The organism is Streptomyces longispororuber (assembly GCF_014656095.1).
Taxonomy (GTDB): Bacteria; Actinomycetota; Actinomycetes; order Streptomycetales; family Streptomycetaceae; genus Streptomyces; species Streptomyces longispororuber.
This window is the reverse complement of sequence record NZ_BNBT01000170.1, coordinates 1-17,677: the sequence shown is the minus strand read 5'-3', so window position 1 is coordinate 17,677 and position 17,677 is coordinate 1. Positions and strand designations below refer to the sequence as shown.

Genomic DNA, 17,677 nt, shown 5'->3' with positions numbered 1-17,677 from the left:
GGTGCCGGCACGCCGGCCTCCGGTGTCCCGGGCGCCCCTGACGCGGGTGCCACGCCGCCGCCCGGCGGTGGCTACGTGGCGACGCAGCTCGTGTCGTCGCTGGGCCCCGAGGGACCGCAGCCGCCCGCGCCGACCGGCGCTCCCGCCGGACCGGGCGCCCCCGGCACCCCGGGCACGCCCCCCGGTGGCGTACACCACGCCGCGACGATGCTGGCGGACCCGAGCATGGGCGGTGGCATCACGCCTCCGGGCGCCCCGGGCGCTCCCGCCGCCCCGGGCGCTCCCGGTGCTCCGGGTACGCCGCAGCCGCCCGGGCCGCCCGGTGTCCCGGGTACGCCTCCGGGCGGGGTGCACCACGCGGCGACGATGCTGGCGGACCCGAGCATGGGCGGCGGTCCCAAGCCGCCGGGCGCTCCCGGTGTGCCTGGTGCTCCTGGCGCTCCTGGTGCTCCCGGGGCGCCGCAGCCGCCCGGCCCGCCCGGCCCGCCCGGCGTCCCCGGCGTCCCCGGCGCCCACGGTGCTGCCCAGCCTCCGGGCGGCCCCGGTGTACCCGGCACACCCGGTGCTCCGGGCGCTCCCGGTGTCCCCGGTGGCGGCGTCCACCACGCCGCCACCATGCTCGCGGGTCCCGCCGTCGGCGGTCCGGGCGCGCCGCTGCCGCCCGCCGGGCCGGGTGTGCCGGGCATGCCGCCGCCCGCCCCGGGGATGGTCCCGCCGGGCCCGGGCATGCCGCCGCCCGGTGCCGGACAGCCGTACGGCTATCCGCAGATGCCGACCGGGCAGCCGACCGTGGGCCCGGGCTACCAGGCGGTGCTGCGCTACCGCGCGGCGGACGGGTCCGAGCAGCAGGTGATCCGTCGCTCGGCGCCGGGCACCCCGCACCCGGAGTGGCAGATCTTCCACGAGCTGCGCGGCATGAACGTGCCGCCGGACCAGGTGCTCGAACTGCACACGGAGCTGGAGTCCTGCGAGCTGCCGGGCGCGTACTGCGCCCGCATGATCCGGGAGACGTGGCCGCAGGCGCGCATCACGTCGATCGCGCCGTACGGCAGGGACCACGCGTCGCGGCAGCAGGGCATGCGGCAACTGCTCGCGCACCAGGGGGAGCTGCACCAGGTCGCCGACGGCCCGGCGCGCCCCGCGCCGGTGCGGGCGCCGCTGCCGCCGGTGCAGCCCGCCCCGCCGGTGCCGCCGGAGGGGGCCGCGCAGGAGCTGGCCGCGGCGTTCGGGCCGGGCGTGTTCCGGTTCGACCAGCGGTCGGTGTCCCGGCAGGGCGTGCCGGACCTCGTGGCGCACACGCTCGTGGTGGCGGGGCTGCCCGTGGACTTCGGCCCGTTCTTCTGGGCGCAGGCCCAGCCGGGGCGGCCGGTGCCGACCCTGGCGGAGCTGGCGCAGGAGCGCGGGGTGCAGCCCGCCCCGGACGCGGGTTCGTACCTGGTCATGGGCAGTGACTTCGGGCGGGCGCTGTGCGTGCAGTACGGCACGGCGCACATCGTCGCGGTGCCGGTCGAGGCCGGTCCGGGCGGTGCCCCGGTGCCGCCGCAGTTCGTGAACACGGGCCTGCTGGAGTTCGTCCGCTGCCTGGCCCTGCTCGGCCGCATGTGGCGGCTGCGCTACGGGCTCAACCAGGAGCAGGCGGGCCGCTGGACCGTCGACTTCCAGACGCAGTTGGCCGCGCTGGACCCGGCGGCGCTCGCCTCGCCGGAGAGCTGGTGGTCGGTGCTCCTGGAGCAGATGTGGGACGGCCTGCTGTAGCCGGGGCCGGGTGACGGTGAGGCGCTCGGCCCGCGTGGTGCGGGTCGGGCGCCTTCCCCACGTCCTGGCGCCTTTCCCGTCGGGGTGCGCCTGCTTCGTGAAGGGCGGGGGGTATGTGTTCCCCGCGGGGCGGGTGGTGCGCGCGGCCGTGTCGCCGCGCGCCGGGGCGTACCACGGGCGGTCCGCGCGTCGGGCGTACCACCGGGCGGTCCATCCGTCGGGGCGTACCGCCGGGCCGAACGACTCTTCTACGGACGGCGGGACGACAGTCTGATTCCGACTTCCGCCTCAATGGGCGCATCCTTGACCGGGTGGGGCGGGCGGAGTGTCGCGTTATGACCACTTCCGCTTGATCCCTCAAGATGTGCGCCAATCGCGTTGTGCGGCGGTGGCGCGGTGGAGAGAGTCAGCGCGACGGCGAGAACCGGTGAGGGCGAGAGGGGATCAAGGATGAGCGGCAGCGGTGCGTCACCCCATGGATTCGTCACCGTACGCGGTCGCGGCTACCGTCCCGCGCAGGTGGAGGCGTACGCCGACGCGCTGTCCCGGGAGCGCGACGCCGCGTGGGAGCGGGCCGCCCGCCTCACCGTGCTGGCCCGGGACATGGGCGAGGAGGCCGCGCGGCTGCGCGAGGTCGTCGAACGGCTCGCCCCGCAGACGTACGACCGGCTCGGGCGGCGCGCCCAGTACCTGCTCGCGCTCTGCGAGGAGGAGGCGGCCGCCGTACGGGAGGCGGCCGCGACCGAGGCGTACGAGCTCGGCCGGGCAGTCGAGGAGGAGGCCGCCGCCCTGCGGGACGCCGCGCGCGCGTACGCCGACACGGTGCTGGCCGAGGCCGAGGAGCGGGCCCGGCAGCGGCTGCTCGCCGCCCGCGCCGCCGCCGACGAGCTGCGGGAGGCCGCGCGGCGCGACGCGGAGGAGTGGCGCGGCGAGGCGCTGGCGGCGCTGCGCGAGATGCGCCGGCGCACGAGCGGGCTGCTCGCCGAGCAGGAGAAGGAGCACGCCGGGCGGTGGGAGGCCACCGAGCGGGAGATCGCCGAGCGCGAGGCCGTCGCCGACGCGCGCGAGGCGGCCCTCGTGGCGGCCGCCGAGGCGCGGCTCACCGAGGCCGAGCGGACGTACGCCAAGGCGGAGGAGTCCGCCCGGCACGGCGAGGAGGACGCGGCCGCGCGGGCCGCGGCGATCCTCGCGGAGGCCCGGGTGCGGGAGGAGCGGATCGGGCGGGAGACGGAGCGGGTGCTGCGGGAGCACGCGGAGCGGCGGGACGAGGTGCGGGCGCACATGGACCACGTGCGCAGCAGCCTGGCAGCCCTCACCGGCCGCGGCTACGGCGACATCCCCGGGCCCGCGGCGGCCGGGGAGGGCTCCTGAGGGGTCCCCGGGGTTTCCCGGCAGGGCTTCTGCGGGTTCTCCCGTGCTGGCCTGAGGGTTTGCCCGTACCGGCCTGAGGGTTTGCCCGTACTGGCCTGAGAGCTTTCCCGTACTGGTACGACGAGCAGTCTTGCTGGTCCGATCAGTCGGTACGGGGCTTCTCCAGGCGCACGCGGGGTGCTGGGGGGTCCTGCTGCTCTTCTGAACCTTGTTCCCGCTCGTGTTGCTGCTGCTGCTGTTCCTGATCCTGTGCCTGTTCCTGATCCTGTGTCTGTTCCTGATCCTGTTCCTGCTCCTGCTCCTGGAGGACGGGGAACCGCCGCGGGGCCAGGAACAGCAGCACGAGCAGGCACAGCAGTGCCGCGCCGGCCGCGCCCACGTACACGGCGTCGACGGCGGCGTCGACCGCGCGCCGCAGCCGCTCCGGATCGGCCACCGCGTGCGGTGCGTCGAGGGACTCGGCCACGGCGTCCAGGGAGCCCGCGCCGCCGAGCCGGGCGCTCAGGACGCCGTTGGCGACCGCCCCGAAGAGGGCCGCGCCGACGGTCTGGCCGATCTGGCGGCAGAACAGCACGGACGCGGTGGTCGTGCCGCGCTCCGCCCAGCCGACGGTCGACTGGACGCCGACGATCAGCGGGAGCTGGAAGAGGCCGAGCGCGGCGCCGAGCAGCAGCATCAGGAGCGCGGGCTGCCACGCCGAGCCGGGGTAGGGCAGCAGCGGGAAGGCGAACAGCACGCAGGCGGCGGCGCCGATGCCGGTCATGGCGGTGTTGCGGAAGCCGATGCGCCGGTAGACGTGCTGGCTGAGCGCGGCCGACACCGGCCAGCTCAGCGTCATGACGGACAGGACGAAGCCCGCGGCGGTCGGGGCCAGGTGCAGCACCGACTGGGCGTACGTGGGCAGGAAGACCGTCGGCGCGACCATGACCAGGCCGAGCGAGCCGAGGGCCAGGTTCACCGCGGCGATGGTGCGGCGCCGCCACACCCAGCCCGGGATGATCGGGTCCGTGGCCCGCCGCTCGATCACCACGACCGCCCCGGCGCCCGCGAGCCCCGCGGCGAACAGGGCGAGCGACGGCGCCGACAGCCAGTCCCAGGCGACGCCGCCCTGGACGAGGGCGGTGAGCAGCGCCCCGCCCGCGGCGAACACCGCGAGCGCCCCGGGCCAGTCGAGGCGGTGGCGGGGGCGCTGTGCGCGTACGGGTTCGTGCAGGTGGCGGACGATGAGCCAGAGCGCGACGGCGCCGACGGGCAGGTTGATCAGGAAGATCCAGCGCCAGTCCGCGTACGCGGTGAGGAGGCCGCCCACGGCCGGTCCGGCCACGGCGGACGTGGCCCAGACGGTGGACAACCTGGCCTGGATTTTGGGGCGTTGCTTCAGCGGGTACAGGTCGGCGGCGAGCGTCTGCACGGTGCCCTGGAGGGCGCCGCCGCCCAGGCCCTGGAGCACGCGGAAGGCGATCAGGGAGCCCATGTCCCAGGCGAGCGCGCACAGCGCGGACCCGGCCAGGAACAGGACGCTGCCCGCGATGAGGACGGGCTTGCGGCCGAAGGTGTCGGACAGCTTCCCGTACACGGGCAGGGTGACCGTCGCGGCGAGCAGGTAGCCGGAGAACAGCCAGGAGAAGACGGAGAAGCCGCCGAGCGCGCCGACGATCTGCGGTACGGCGGTGGAGACGATGGTGGCGTCCAGCGCGGCGAGCGCCATGACGAGCATGAGCGCGGCGACGACGGCCCCGCGCCGGTCCGTGTGCCGGGTCTTTGTGTGCCCCGTCCCTGCGCGTCGCGGCTCCGGCACCCTCGGCCCCCTCCGCTTCTCCGGCCGCCCTGACACGCTCGACATCCTTTCCCCGTGCATCAGTTGCCCCGGGTCACCTTCTCACCGGGGCGGTCTTTCCGGGAGGGTGGAGGGTTTCTCGCCCGGTGGAGCGGGGTGCCGGTCGGCGGGAGGGTGGAGCGACCCTGAGAAGCACTCCACCGCCGGGTGGAGAACCCTTAGGGGGACCTCCGTACCAGGGACCGGGGCGCACTGGTACCGGCGGAGGACGAGAACGCCGGGCGGCGTCCTTAGATTTGCCTTACGTCGCAGGCCGCGGAGCACGACTGCCGGGGACCGGGGCGTGGAGGCGGGGCCGGAACGGGGGTCCGGCCCCGCGCCCTGCGACGAACCGCAGTGTCAGGGGTGGGGTTTTCCCCAGGGAAAGACTGCGCTGTGCACCAGGGCGCCGGAGCACCCGGCGGACCAGACTGATCTGTGTGGACGCGAAGCCACCGCGGCCATCTCATCACCTATCGAGGAGACTTACCGTGACAACGGCTGTAACCACTCCCAGGCACGGGGGAACTGGCGGGCGTACGGCCGTGGCGGCGCGGGCGCGCCAGGTCGTCAAGGCGTACGGCTCGGGGGAGACGCGTGTGGTGGCCCTCGACCACATCGACGTCGACATCGCCCGCGGCCAGTTCACCGCGATCATGGGCCCGTCGGGGTCCGGCAAGTCCACGCTCATGCACTGCCTGGCGGGTCTCGACACGGTCAGCGGGGGGCAGATCTATCTCGACGACACCGAGATCACCGGCCTGAAGGACAAGAAGCTGACGCAGTTGCGGCGCGACCGCATCGGCTTCATCTTCCAGGCGTTCAACCTGCTGCCCACGCTGAACGCGATCGAGAACATCACGCTGCCGATGGACATAGCCGGCCGCAAGCCCGACAAGGGCTGGCTGGACCAGGTCGTGGAGACCGTCGGGCTCGCCGGGCGCCTCAAGCACCGGCCGACCGAGCTCTCCGGCGGCCAGCAGCAGCGCGTCGCCGTGGCCCGCGCCCTGGCGTCCCGGCCCGAGATCATCTTCGGTGACGAGCCGACGGGGAACCTGGACTCCCGCGCGGGCGCCGAGGTCCTCGGCTTCCTGCGCAAGTCGGTGACGGAGCTCGGCCAGACCATCGTGATGGTCACCCACGACCCGGTCGCCGCGTCGTACGCCGACCGTGTGCTGTACCTGGCGGACGGCCGCATCGTCGACGAGATGTACCAGCCCACCGCCGACCAGGTCCTGGACCGGATGAAGCACTTCGACGCCCGGGGGCGCACGTCATGACCGTCCTGAAGACCTCGATGCGCAACTTCTTCGCGCACAAGGGACGCATGGCGCTCTCGGGGATCGCCGTGGTCCTCTCGGTGGCGTTCGTCTGCGGCACGCTGGTGTTCTCGGACACGATGACGACCACCTTCGACAAGCTCTTCGCCGCGACGTCCGCGGACGTCACGCTGTCGCCGAAGAACGCCCCCGAGGCGGGCGACGAGGGCCCGCGCACCGGCAGGCCCGAGTCGCTGCCCGCCTCCGCGGTCGCCCGGGTGGAGAAGGCCGACGGCGTGAAGTCCGCCGAGGGCGCGGTCACCAGCGACAGCGTCACGGTCGTCGACGCGGACAACGACAACATCGGCCCGTCCGGCGGCGCCCCGACCCTCGCGGGCAACTGGACGAAGAACGACCTGCGGTCCATGGAGATCACCTCCGGGCACGCCCCGCGCGGCCCCACCGACGTGATGGTCGACGCCGACACCGCCGACAAGCACGACCTCAAGATCGGTGACGAGCTGCGCACCATCGCCGCCACCGGCGACTTCACGGCCAGGATCACCGGTATCGCCACCTTCAAGGTGACCAACCCCGGTGCCACGGTCGTCTACTTCGACACCACCACCGCCCAGCGCGAACTGCTCGGCGCCACCGGCCGGTTCACCCACGTCAGCGTCACCGCGGCGAGCGGCGTCAGCGACACCCAGCTCAAGAAGAACGTGGCGGCGACGCTCGGCGCCGACGCCGCCGAGTTCAAGATCAAGACGCAGAAGGAGACCGCGGACGACAACCGCGAGTCCGTCAGCAGCTTCCTGGACGTCATGAAGTACGCGATGCTCGGCTTCGCCGGGATCGCCTTCCTCGTCGGCATCTTCCTGATCATCAACACCTTCTCCATGCTGGTCGCCCAGCGCACCCGCGAGATCGGCCTGATGAGGGCCATCGGCTCCAGCCGCAAGCAGGTGAACCGCTCGGTGCTCGCCGAGGCGCTGCTGCTGGGCGTCGTCGGCTCCGTCGTCGGCGTCGGCGTGGGCGTCGGCCTCGCCGTCGGCCTGATGAAGCTGATGTCCGGCATGGGCATGGAGCTGTCCACGAAGGACCTCACCGTCTCGGCGACCACCCCCGTGGTGGGCCTGCTCCTCGGCATCGTCGTCACCGTGCTCGCCGCCTACCTCCCGGCGCGGCGCGCCGGCAAGGTCTCCCCGATGGCCGCCCTGCGCGACGCGGGGACCCCGGCCGACGGCAAGGCGGGCGCGCTGCGCGCCGTCATCGGCCTGGTCCTCACCGCGGCCGGCGTCGTCGCGCTGTACACCGCCGCCGAGGCGGACAAGGCCAAGGAGGGCTCCCTCTACCTGGGCCTCGGCGTGGTCACCACGCTCGTCGGGTTCGTCGTCATCGGCCCGGTCCTGGCGTCCTTCGTGGTCCGGGTGATCAGCGCGGTGCTGCTGCGGATGTTCGGCCCGGTCGGCCGCATGGCCGAGCGCAACGCCCTGCGCAACCCGCGCCGCACCGGAGCCACCGGCGCCGCCCTGATGATCGGCCTGGCCCTGGTGGCCTGCCTGTCCGTGGTCGGCTCCTCGATGGTGGCCTCCGCGACGGACGAGCTGGACAAGTCGGTGGGCGCGGACTTCATCGTGCAGGGCGAGCAGCAGATCACGCACCAGGTCGAGCAGCGCATGAAGGACACCCGGCACGTCGCCCACACCACGCGGTACAAGGAGGTGCGGGCCGACATCACCACCCCCGACGGCAAGACGGACAAGGGCGCGGGCCTGAGCGCGACCGACCCGACGTATGTGAAGGACCTGCGCCGCGAGACCACCGCGGGCACGCTCTCCGCCGCCTACGGCACCGACGCGATGTCGGTGGGGGAGAAGTTCGCCGAGGAGCACCGCCTGAAGGTCGGCGACAAGGTCGAGGTCGCCTTCGACGACGGGCGCTCCGGCGAGCTGAAGGTCGCGGCCATCACCTCGGAGGAGGGCACCCTCGACCGGGGCGCGATGTACCTGAACATCAAGACCGTCGAGAAGTACGTGCCCGCGGAGCGGATGCCGCTGAGCGACATGGTCTTCGCCAAGGCCGCCGAGGGCAAGCAGGACGAGGCGTACGCGGCGCTCAAGGCCACCCTGAAGACCGACCCGCAGTACAAGGTGCAGGACCAGACGGACTTCAAGGAGACCCTGAAGGACCAGGTCGGCCAGATGCTGAACATGGTCTACGGCCTCCTCGGCCTCGCGATCATCGTGGCCATCCTGGGTGTGGTGAACACCCTGGCGCTCTCCGTGGTGGAGCGGACCCGTGAGATCGGCCTGATGCGGGCCATCGGCCTCTCCCGCCGCCAGTTGCGCCGCATGATCCGGATGGAGTCGGTGGTCATCGCCCTCTTCGGCGCCCTGCTCGGCCTCGGCCTGGGCATGGGCTGGGGCGCGACGGCCCAGAAGCTCCTCGCCCTGGAGGGCCTGAAGGTCCTGGAGATCCCCTGGCCGACGATCCTCACGGTCTTCATCGGCTCGGCGTTCGTGGGCCTCTTCGCCGCCCTGGTCCCGGCGTTCCGGGCGGGCCGGATGAACGTCCTGAACGCCATCGCCACGGAGTAGTCCTCCCGGACGGGGGCGAGGGCATGGGCTGGGGCCGGGGGAGTGTTCCCCCGGCCCTCACCCATAAGGGCCGCGCCCCGCTCCCCGCCTTGTCCGGCCCTCCGGGGCTCTGGTCCTCCAGCGCCGGACGGGCTGTATCAGCCCGTCCGGCGGTGGAGGACCAGCCGCGAAGCGGGGGCGAACGCGACCCGGGAGGGGCGCAGCCTCCCGGGCCTCACCCGTGCGGACGTGGGCGTCGGCACGTCCCCGGGACGGGGTGGGTGGGCGGGGAGGCGGAGCCTGTCCGGCGCGTATGGGTAGGGGTGGGGCGCGAGCGGCGGCGCGCAGGCCCCCGGTCTGCCGACGTACTCTGGAAGCCCCCGGCCCGTGAGACGTGTCGGGTGGTTCGCGTTGCCCACGCCCCCGGACGGGATGCCCCTTCATGACCCTGCACGGACTGCTGGACGCCGTCGTCAAGGACGCGGCCCTCGCCGAAGCGGTGACGGCCGCCGCCGACGGCCATCGGCACCACATCGACCTCGTCGGCCCTCCCGCGGCCAGGCCCTTCGCCGTGGCCGCGCTGGCCCGGGAGGCGCAGCGGACGGTGCTCGCCGTGACGGCGACCGGCCGGGAGGCCGAGGACCTGGCCGCGGCGCTGCGGACGCTCCTGCCGTCCGAGGGCGTCGTGGAGTACCCGGCGTGGGAGACGCTGCCGCACGAACGGCTCAGCCCCCGCAGTGACACCGTCGGCCGCCGCCTGGCCGTGCTGCGGCGCCTGGCGCACCCGCGCGCCGACGACCCGGAGACGGGCCCGGTGAGCGTGCTCGTCGCGCCCATCCGCTCCGTGCTCCAGCCGCAGGTCAAGGGCCTCGGCGACCTGGAGCCCGTGGCGCTGCGCACGGGGGAGACGGCCGACCTCCAGGAGACGGTGCGGGCGCTGGCGGCCGCCGCGTACGCCCGGGTGGAACTGGTGGAGAAGCGCGGCGAGTTCGCCGTGCGCGGCGGCATCCTCGACGTCTTCCCGCCCACCGAGGAGCACCCGCTGCGGGTGGAGTTCTGGGGCGACGACGTCGAGGAGATCCGGTACTTCAAGGTCGCCGACCAGCGGTCCCTGGAGGTCGCCGAGCACGGCCTGTGGGCGCCGCCGTGCCGGGAGCTGCTGCTGACCGACGAGGTGCGGGAGCGGGCCGCGGCCCTGGCCGAGCGCCACCCCGAGCTGGGCGAACTCCTCGGGAAGATCGCCGAGGGCATCGCCGTGGAGGGCATGGAGTCCCTCGCCCCGGTCCTGGTGGACGACATGGAGCTGCTGCTCGACGTCCTGCCCGCGGGGTCCATGGCGGTGGTCTGCGACCCGGAGCGGGTGCGGACGCGCGCGGCCGACCTGGTGGCGACCAGCCAGGAGTTCCTCCAGGCGAGCTGGGCCGCGACCGCCGGCGGCGGCGAGGCCCCCATCGACGTGGGCGCCGCCTCCCTGTGGGGCATCGCCGACGTCCGCGAGCGGGCCCGCGAGCTCGGCATGATGTGGTGGTCGGTGAGCCCCTTCGCCGCCGACGCCACCGCCGACGACGGCGACACCGACACGCTCAAGCTCGGCATGCACGCCCCGGAGACGTACCGCGGCGACACCGCGAAGGCCCTCGCCGACACCAAGGGCTGGCTGGCCGACGGGTGGCGGACGGTGTACGTGACGGAGGGCCACGGCCCGGCCGCCCGCACCGTGGAGGTGCTCGGCGGCGAGGGCATCGCGGCCCGCCTCGACGGGGACCTGACCGAGCTGACCCCGTCCGTGGTGCACGTCGCGTGCGGCTCGATCGACTACGGCTTCGTCGACCCGGCGCTCAAGCTCGCCGTACTCACCGAGACCGACCTGACCGGGCAGAAGGCCGCGGGCAAGGACGGCGCGCGCATGCCCGCCCGCCGCCGCAAGACCATCGACCCGCTCACCCTGGAGTCCGGCGACTACATCGTCCACGAGCAGCACGGCGTCGGCCGCTACATCGAGATGGTCCAGCGCACCGTGCAGGGCGCGACCCGCGAGTACCTGGTCGTGGAGTACGCGCCCGCCAAGCGCGGCCAGCCCGGCGACCGGCTCTACATCCCCACCGACCAACTGGAGCAGATCACCAAGTACGTCGGCGGCGAGGCCCCGACCCTGCACCGGCTCGGCGGCGCCGACTGGACCAAGACCAAGGCCCGCGCCAAGAAGGCGGTCAAGGAGATCGCCGCCGACCTGATCAAGCTGTACTCCGCGCGCATGGCCGCGCCCGGACACGCCTTCGGCCCGGACACGCCCTGGCAGCGGGAGCTGGAGGACGCCTTCCCGTACGCGGAGACGCCCGACCAGCTCACCACGATCGCCGAGGTCAAGGAGGACATGGAGAAGTCGATCCCCATGGACCGGCTGATCTGCGGCGACGTCGGCTACGGCAAGACGGAGATCGCCGTCCGCGCGGCCTTCAAGGCCGTCCAGGACGGCAAGCAGGTCGCGGTCCTCGTCCCGACGACGCTGCTCGTGCAGCAGCACTTCGGCACGTTCACCGAGCGGTACGGACAGTTCCCCGTGGCCGTGCGGGCGCTGTCCCGCTTCCAGACGGACACCGAGGCGAAGGCGACCCTGGAGGGCCTCAAGGACGGCTCCGTCGACATCGTCATCGGCACCCACCGCCTGTTCTCGTCCGAGACGAAGTTCAAGGACCTGGGCCTGGTCATCGTCGACGAGGAGCAGCGCTTCGGCGTCGAGCACAAGGAGCAGCTCAAGAAGTTGCGCGCCAACGTGGACGTGCTCACCATGTCGGCCACCCCCATCCCCCGTACGCTGGAGATGGCCGTCACCGGCATCCGCGAGATGTCGACGATCACGACGCCGCCGGAGGAGCGCCACCCGGTGCTCACCTTCGTCGGACCGTACGAGGAGCGGCAGATCGGCGCGGCCATCCGCCGTGAACTCCTGCGCGAGGGCCAGGTCTTCTACATCCACAACCGGGTGGAGTCCATCGACCGGGCCGCCGCCCGGCTGCGCGACATCGTGCCGGAGGCGCGCATCGCCACCGCCCACGGCCAGATGTCCGAGCAGGCCCTGGAGCAGGTCGTCGTGGACTTCTGGGAGAAGAAGTTCGACGTGCTGGTGTCGACGACGATCGTCGAGTCGGGCATCGACATCTCCAACGCCAACACCCTGATCGTGGAGCGCGGCGACAACTTCGGCCTCTCCCAGCTCCACCAGTTGCGCGGCCGCGTCGGCCGCGGCCGCGAACGCGGCTACGCCTACTTCCTGTACCCGCCGGAGAAGCCGCTCACGGAGACCGCGCACGAGCGCCTCGCGACCATCGCCCAGCACACGGAGATGGGCGCGGGCATGTACGTGGCGATGAAGGACCTGGAGATCCGCGGCGCGGGCAACCTCCTGGGCGGCGAGCAGTCCGGGCACATCGCGGGCGTCGGCTTCGACCTGTACGTACGGATGGTCGGCGAGGCCGTCGCGGACTACCGGGCCTCCCTGGAGGGCGGTGTGGAGGAGGAGCCGCCGCTGGAGGTGAAGATCGAGCTGCCGGTCGACGCGCACGTCCCGCACGACTACGCGCCCGGCGAGCGGCTGCGCCTCCAGGCCTACCGGGCCATCGCCTCCGCCAACTCCGAGGAGGACATCGCCTCCGTACGCGAGGAACTCACCGACCGCTACGGCAAGCTGCCCGAGCCGGTGGAGAACCTCCTGCTGGTCGCGGGGTTGCGGATGCTGTCCCGGGCCTGCGGCGTCGGCGAGATCGTCCTCCAGGGCACCAACATCCGCTTCGCGCCGGTGGAGCTGCGCGAGTCGCAGGAGCTGCGCCTGAAGCGGCTCTACCCGGGCTCGGTCATCAAGGCGGCCACGCACCAGGTGCTCGTACCGCGCCCCAAGACCGGGAAGATCGGCGGCAAGCCGCTGGTCGGGCGGGAACTCCTGGCCTGGGTCGGGGAGTTCCTGACATCGGTGCCGGGGGCGTGAGCCGCGGCTGAACGGGGCGAGGGGGACCGCGATGGCGGGGGACGGCAGCGGTGGGCGGGTCCTGGTGCTCGGGGGGTACGGGGCCGTGGGCGCCGTCGCCGCCCGGTCGCTGGCGCGGCGCCTGCCGGGGCGGGTGGTCGTGGCCGGGCGGGACATCGGCCGCGCCCGGCGCCTCGCCGAGGACAGCGGCGGCACGCTGCTCGCCGCCCGCGTCGACCTCGGCGACCCGGTGTCGCTGGCGCGGGCCCTCGACGGGGTGTCCCTCGTGGTGCTGTGCGTCGAGCCGCCCGACGGTGCCCCGCACCCGGCGCGGCTCCTCTTCGAGCGGGGCGTCGGGCTCGTCGACGTCACCGCCTCGCGCGAACTGGTCGCCGAGGTGGAGGCGCACGGGGCGCTCGCCCGCGCCCGGGGCGCCCGCGCGGTGCTCAGCGTCGGCGTCGCGCCCGGCCTGACCAACCTGCTCGCCCGCCAGGTGCACGCCGACCTCGGCGGCGCCGACCGCGTGGACCTGTCCGTCGTCCTGGGCGCGGGCGAGCCGCACGGCAAGGACGCGGTGCGCTGGACGGTCGGCCGCCTGGGACAGCGGGAGGCGGGCCGCGGCCCGGGGCAAAGGGCGGCCGGGGGCGGTGGGCCGCTGCGGGTCACCACCGGACCCTCGGGGGCGGCGCGCACGCACCACCCGTTCCCGTTCTCCGACCAGTACACGCTGCGCCGCACCCTCGGCGTGCCCGAGGTCACCACCCGGCTCGCCCTGGACTCGGGGCCGCTGACGGGGCTGCTGTTCGGGCTGCGCGCGGCGGGCGCCTTCCGGGCGGCGCGCGCGGTCGGTGCCGAGCCCGCGCTGACGGCCCTCTTCGGCGCGGTCCACGTGGGCGGCGCGGACTTCACGGTGCGGGCCGACGCCCACCGCGGCGGGCGGCACGCCGCGCGGGCCGTCACCGGGCGCGCCCAGTCGCGCTTCACGGGCCTGGTGGCGGCGTGGGCCGCGGCCCGCGCGCACGCGGGCCGGGTGCCCGCCGGGGTCCGGCACATCGAGGAGCTGGCGGACGCGCCGGACCTGCTCGGCGAGCTGCGCGCCGAGGGCCTGCGGGCCTGGCGCATCACGCGCTGAGCCGGCCGCGCCGGGCCTCACGGGGCGCAGGCGGCCGCGATGGAGAGGCTGTTCTCGTACAGGTGGTGACGGGTGATCCGGCCGCCCTCGACGGTCAGGCGCAGCGCGAACGGGCCCGCGAAGGACTTCCCCGTGGCGCGCACCGTCCCGGACAGGTGGCCCATGAGGACCGCGTCCCGCCCGCTCACGAGGTACGTGTCGACGCTCGCCCGGGCGTCCTCCGCGACCGTGTACCGCACCAGGTCCTCGATCTGGGCGGCGCACTCTGCGGCGGTGCGGCGCGGCCGGATCCACGGGACGTCCGGGTTCTCGGCCAGCAGCCAGTCGACGCGGTCGGCGAACAGGGCGGTGAGGCGCCGGACGTCGCCCGCGGCGCGGGCCGCGAGGAAGGCGTCGACGGTGGTGCGGGTGGCGTCCTCGACGGCCGCGCGGGACGCGTCCTCGGCGGTGCCGGGCAGGGAGAGGGTTTCCATGGTCATGGCGGGTGTCCTTCTCGTGCGGGGGGCGGGGTCCGCGCCGTGGTCGTACGCCGTCCGGGGCTCGGGGCCGCCGGGGCCCGTTGACGCTCTCCACTCTGGCGGGGCGCGGGGAGGCGGTCGATTACCTCCCGGGTAAGCGGGGCGGGCGGGGGCGGACGGGGGGCGGCGTTGTCCGAGGCCACCGGGGCCCGGCTACGGTGGTGTCCGTTCAGCCGTGCGGCCGTACCGGCGTACAGCAGTGACCGCCGTATCGCCGTACCGGCGTACAAGGGGAGGGGAGTTCCGTGAGGCTCGCGGGTACGAGGCGCCGCACCACCGCCTGTGCTGTCGTCCTGGTCGCCCTGCTGGGCGGGTCGGCCGCCTGCGACGGCGGGAAGGACGGGGCGAACGACGGCGGCGGCAAGGACGGGCGCGATGGCGGAGCCGCCGGTTCCGGAGCCCGGGCCGGGGCCGCGCTCGCGGCCGTGGACACCCTCACCGTCAAGGGCCGGGCACCCAGGACCGGCTTCGACCGCGCGCGGTTCGGCAGCCCCTGGGCCGACACCGACTCCAACGGCTGCGGCACCCGGGACGACATACTCCGCCGCGACCTGGAGAGCGTGAAGTTCCGTGACGGCCGCTGCGTCGTCACCGCGGGGAAGCTCGCGCCCGACCCGTACACCGGCAAGGACGTGACGTTCACGCGCGGGCGCAGCCGCGTCGACATCGACCACGTGGTGGCCCTCTCCGACGCCTGGCAGAAGGGCGCGCAGCGCTGGGACGCGGGCAAGCGCATCGCCCTGGCCAACGACCCGCTGAACCTCCTCGCCGTCGACGCCGGCCCCAACCGCGGCAAGGGCGACGGCGACACCGCCACCTGGCTGCCGCCGAACAAGGGCTTCCGGTGCGCGTACGTGGCCCGGCAGGTGGCCGTGAAGAAGAAGTACGGGCTGTGGGTGACGGGCGCCGAACGGGACGCGATGCGCCGGGTCCTGACGCGCTGCCCGGACGAGAAGCTGCCCGGCGGCGGCAGCCCCACCGCGGCGCCGGACCGGTTCAGGGCCCGCTGACCAGCGCGGACGACGTACCGGGCCCGGCGCGTTTAATCAGTTTCGGTGTCGCCCGCGCGCGGCTAGCGTGCCTGCCGTGGACATCAGGACAGCTTCCCTCGCCGACCGGCCCGACCTCGCCGACCCCATGTGGGCCATGGATGACTCCTGGGCGGAGTTCACCCAGTACGACCCGGTCGCCTGGTCGCTGATGGGGCGCATAGCCAAGGACTTCCCCGACTACGTGCTCGTCGCGGTGGACGAGCGGGAGCAGGTGGTCGCGCGGGCGTTCAGCGTGCCGTTCGCGCTGGCGGCCGAGGGGCGGGGCGAGCTGCCCGACGGCGGCTGGGACCAGGTGATGCTCTGGGCGTTCTCGGACCTGCGGCACCGCCGGGAGCCGGACACGGTCAGCGCCATCGAGGTCGCGGTCGCCCCGCGGGCCCAGGGGCGGGGCCTGTCCGGCCGGATGCTCCGCGCCCTGCGGGACAACGCCCGCGCCCACGGCTTCACGCGGGTCGTCGCGCCGGTCCGGCCCAACGCCAAGCACCAGGAGCCCGCCACCCCGATCGAGGAGTACGCGCACCGCACCCGCGACGACGGGCTCCCGTACGACCCGTGGCTGCGCGTCCACGTCCGCGAGGGCGGCGTCATCGAGCGCGTGGCCCCGGTGTCGATGACCGTCTCCGGCACGCTCGCGCAGTGGCGGGCCTGGACGGGGCTGCCGTTCGACCGGGAGGGCCTCGTCGAGGTGCCGGGCGCGCTGGTGCCGGTGCACTGCGTGCCCGAGCGGGGGTACGCGGTGTACGTGGAGCCGAACGTGTGGGTGCGGCACGCCCTGTGACGGGGCCGGAGTTCCGGGGCGCTCAGCCCCGGTGCCAATCAGTCCTGAGGCTGATCAGTCCTGGACCCGATCAGTCCTGGAGTTCGTCCAGGTCGAGGACGTCGCCGTTGGGCGGGGTCGCCCGTACGGGCTTGTCGAAGTCGGTGAGGACGATCGTGTCCGGCTTCTTGCCCTTGCCGGGCTCGTGGACGGCCTTCAGCAGGTACGGCTCGCCCTCGGCGGCCACGTAGAGCGTCGACCGCTCCTTGCCGTCGGTCTCGTGCAGCGTCAGCGCCGGTACGCCGTCGACGGTGGTCGCCTTGCCCTTGCGCGCCACCGAGCCGGTGCCCTTGAAGTCCGCGAGCAGGGTCTTCAGGTCGCAGAACTCGGCGAACTCCTTCTTCTCGGCCCCCTTCGCGGTGCTCTTCGTCCAGCGGTCCGCCATCATCTCGATCGCCCCGTCGACCTCGGTCTTCGGCTCGCCCTTCATCTCGGAGCGCAGGAACGCGGCGTCGTACCGCATGTACACGGTGTCGCCCTTGCCGATCAGGTCGATCGAGCCCTCGCCCGCCGAGCCGATGCTGCCGACGCACTGCCCCTTGGTGTCGAGGGCGAGGTCGATGGAGCCCGGGCCGCCGTCGCCCGCCATGGAGCCCTTCACGCGCAGCGAGGACGCGCCCGACGTTGCCTTCAGGGCCTTGTCGACGATCTGCGGTCCCGACAGGCCGGCGAACGGCTCCTTCTTCGCGGCCGCCGACGCCTTGGCCCCCGCCTTCGTGCCGCTCTTGCCGCTCTTGTTGCCGCTGTCGTCGCCGTCGCCGCAGGCCGTCAGTGTGACGGATGCCGCGGCGACGAGGCAGAGCGCGGCGAAGGCCGTGCGGTGCGTGTGCATGAGTCCCCCAGGGAGTTCGTGTTGAGCTCGGCTATCAGACCAGGCGCGTGTGAACCGAGTCAACACTGTTCACACGAAAAGTGCGGTGCACGCCTGTGAACGCCATTGCCGCCCCGCGGCTGGATATGCTCGGCGGTACGCGCGCGATCACGCGAGCAAGGGGAAGGCCGCGTCCGCGGGGGTGTTGACCGACGCCTTCCGCCGACGAGGACCGACGCGCGCCCAGGACGAGGACCAGCAGTGAGGGGCGGGCCAGTGGCCATCAGCGGGCCGACGCGGCCGGGGGGCGGCACGGACGACACGGACGACACGGGCGACAAGGGGGGCGGTACGAGGGAGGTCCGGGCGGGAGGCGGCACCGCGGCCGTTGCCCGGGAGGCCGCCGGAGGTTCCGCCCTCGACGGGCCCGGTCCCGCTCGGGCCGACGGGCCCGGTCCTGCCAAGGGCGGCCCGCCCGGTTCCGCCAGGGGCGGCGCGCCCGGTTCCGCCAAGCCCGGCGCGTTCGGTCCCGCCAGGGTGCACACCAGGTGCGAGGACATCCGGTTCAGCTCCATCAGGAGCACGCGCAGGATCGTGGCGCGGTCG

11 protein-coding genes are annotated in these 17,677 nt (G+C 73.9%); 8 read left to right on the top strand and 3 right to left on the bottom strand.

Annotated features, from left to right (window positions below):
- On the top strand, positions 1 to 1,755 hold a 1,755-nt coding region (locus IE330_RS33360; protein ID WP_190139919.1), incomplete at its 5' end, for an SUKH-4 family immunity protein.
- A gap of 450 nt (positions 1,756 to 2,205) precedes the next feature.
- The gene (locus tag IE330_RS33355) at positions 2,206 to 3,126 is read left to right on the top strand and encodes a cellulose-binding protein (RefSeq protein WP_190139918.1); all 921 of its coding nucleotides are present in this window, start codon (positions 2,206 to 2,208) and stop codon (positions 3,124 to 3,126) included.
- Positions 3,127 to 3,268: 142 nt separating this feature from the next.
- Here IE330_RS33355 and IE330_RS33350 read toward each other — a convergent pair whose 3' ends face one another.
- Positions 3,269 to 4,969: an MFS transporter gene (locus IE330_RS33350; protein ID WP_190139917.1), complete on the bottom strand. Its 1,701-nt coding sequence runs from the start codon at positions 4,967 to 4,969 to the stop codon at positions 3,269 to 3,271.
- 464 nt (positions 4,970 to 5,433) lie between these two features.
- Between IE330_RS33350 and IE330_RS33345 the strand changes: the two genes are divergently transcribed.
- The 4 genes from IE330_RS33345 (at position 5,434) to IE330_RS33330 (ending at position 13,873) form a co-directional block, all read left to right on the top strand.
- Complete coding sequence (locus IE330_RS33345) at positions 5,434 to 6,222, top strand: ABC transporter ATP-binding protein (protein WP_190139916.1); 789 nt, start codon at positions 5,434 to 5,436, stop codon at positions 6,220 to 6,222.
- Positions 6,219 to 8,801, top strand: a complete 2,583-nt coding sequence (locus tag IE330_RS33340; RefSeq protein ID WP_190139915.1) for an ABC transporter permease — start codon at positions 6,219 to 6,221, stop codon at positions 8,799 to 8,801. The genes IE330_RS33345 and IE330_RS33340 overlap by 4 nt, the downstream gene beginning before the upstream one ends.
- 421 nt (positions 8,802 to 9,222) lie before the next feature.
- Positions 9,223 to 12,762 carry a transcription-repair coupling factor gene (gene mfd, locus IE330_RS33335; RefSeq protein ID WP_190139914.1) on the top strand — a complete coding sequence of 1,180 codons (3,540 nt, stop codon included), beginning with the start codon at positions 9,223 to 9,225 and terminating at the stop codon, positions 12,760 to 12,762.
- A gap of 31 nt (positions 12,763 to 12,793) precedes the next feature.
- Positions 12,794 to 13,873, top strand: coding sequence for a saccharopine dehydrogenase NADP-binding domain-containing protein (locus tag IE330_RS33330; protein WP_190139913.1), 1,080 nt, complete (start codon positions 12,794 to 12,796; stop codon positions 13,871 to 13,873).
- A 17-nt stretch (positions 13,874 to 13,890) separates the two neighbouring features.
- On the opposite strand, the gene IE330_RS33325 is transcribed toward IE330_RS33330, so the two are convergent.
- Positions 13,891 to 14,346: a nuclear transport factor 2 family protein gene (locus IE330_RS33325; protein WP_190139921.1), complete on the bottom strand. Its 456-nt coding sequence runs from the start codon at positions 14,344 to 14,346 to the stop codon at positions 13,891 to 13,893.
- Positions 14,347 to 14,636: 290 nt separating this feature from the next.
- On the opposite strand from IE330_RS33325, the gene IE330_RS33320 reads away from it, so the two are divergent.
- Entirely contained in the window at positions 14,637 to 15,401 is a 765-nt protein-coding gene (locus IE330_RS33320) for an HNH endonuclease family protein (protein WP_229926106.1), read from the top strand.
- A gap of 76 nt (positions 15,402 to 15,477) precedes the next feature.
- Positions 15,478 to 16,221, top strand: a complete 744-nt coding sequence (locus tag IE330_RS33315) for a GNAT family N-acetyltransferase (RefSeq protein ID WP_190139912.1) — start codon at positions 15,478 to 15,480, stop codon at positions 16,219 to 16,221.
- Between the two features lie 70 nt (positions 16,222 to 16,291).
- Here the strand turns inward: IE330_RS33315 and IE330_RS33310 are convergent, their stop codons facing one another.
- Positions 16,292 to 17,092, bottom strand: a complete 801-nt coding sequence (locus IE330_RS33310) for a hypothetical protein (protein WP_190139911.1) — start codon at positions 17,090 to 17,092, stop codon at positions 16,292 to 16,294.
- Positions 17,093 to 17,677 lie beyond the last annotated feature (585 nt).

Bases quoted from the DNA above. Each gene is read 5' to 3' on its own strand.
- IE330_RS33355 (WP_190139918.1), top strand. From the start codon at position 2,206: ATGAGCGGCAGCGGTGCGTCACCCCATGGATTCGTCACCGTACGCGGT.
- IE330_RS33350 (WP_190139917.1), bottom strand. From the start codon at position 4,969: ATGTCGAGCGTGTCAGGGCGGCCGGAGAAGCGGAGGGGGCCGAGGGTG.
- IE330_RS33340 (WP_190139915.1), top strand. From the start codon at position 6,219: ATGACCGTCCTGAAGACCTCGATGCGCAACTTCTTCGCGCACAAGGGA.
- mfd (WP_190139914.1), top strand. From the start codon at position 9,223: ATGACCCTGCACGGACTGCTGGACGCCGTCGTCAAGGACGCGGCCCTC.
- IE330_RS33330 (WP_190139913.1), top strand. From the start codon at position 12,794: ATGGCGGGGGACGGCAGCGGTGGGCGGGTCCTGGTGCTCGGGGGGTAC.
- IE330_RS33325 (WP_190139921.1), bottom strand. From the start codon at position 14,346: ATGGAAACCCTCTCCCTGCCCGGCACCGCCGAGGACGCGTCCCGCGCG.
- IE330_RS33310 (WP_190139911.1), bottom strand. From the start codon at position 17,092: ATGCACACGCACCGCACGGCCTTCGCCGCGCTCTGCCTCGTCGCCGCG.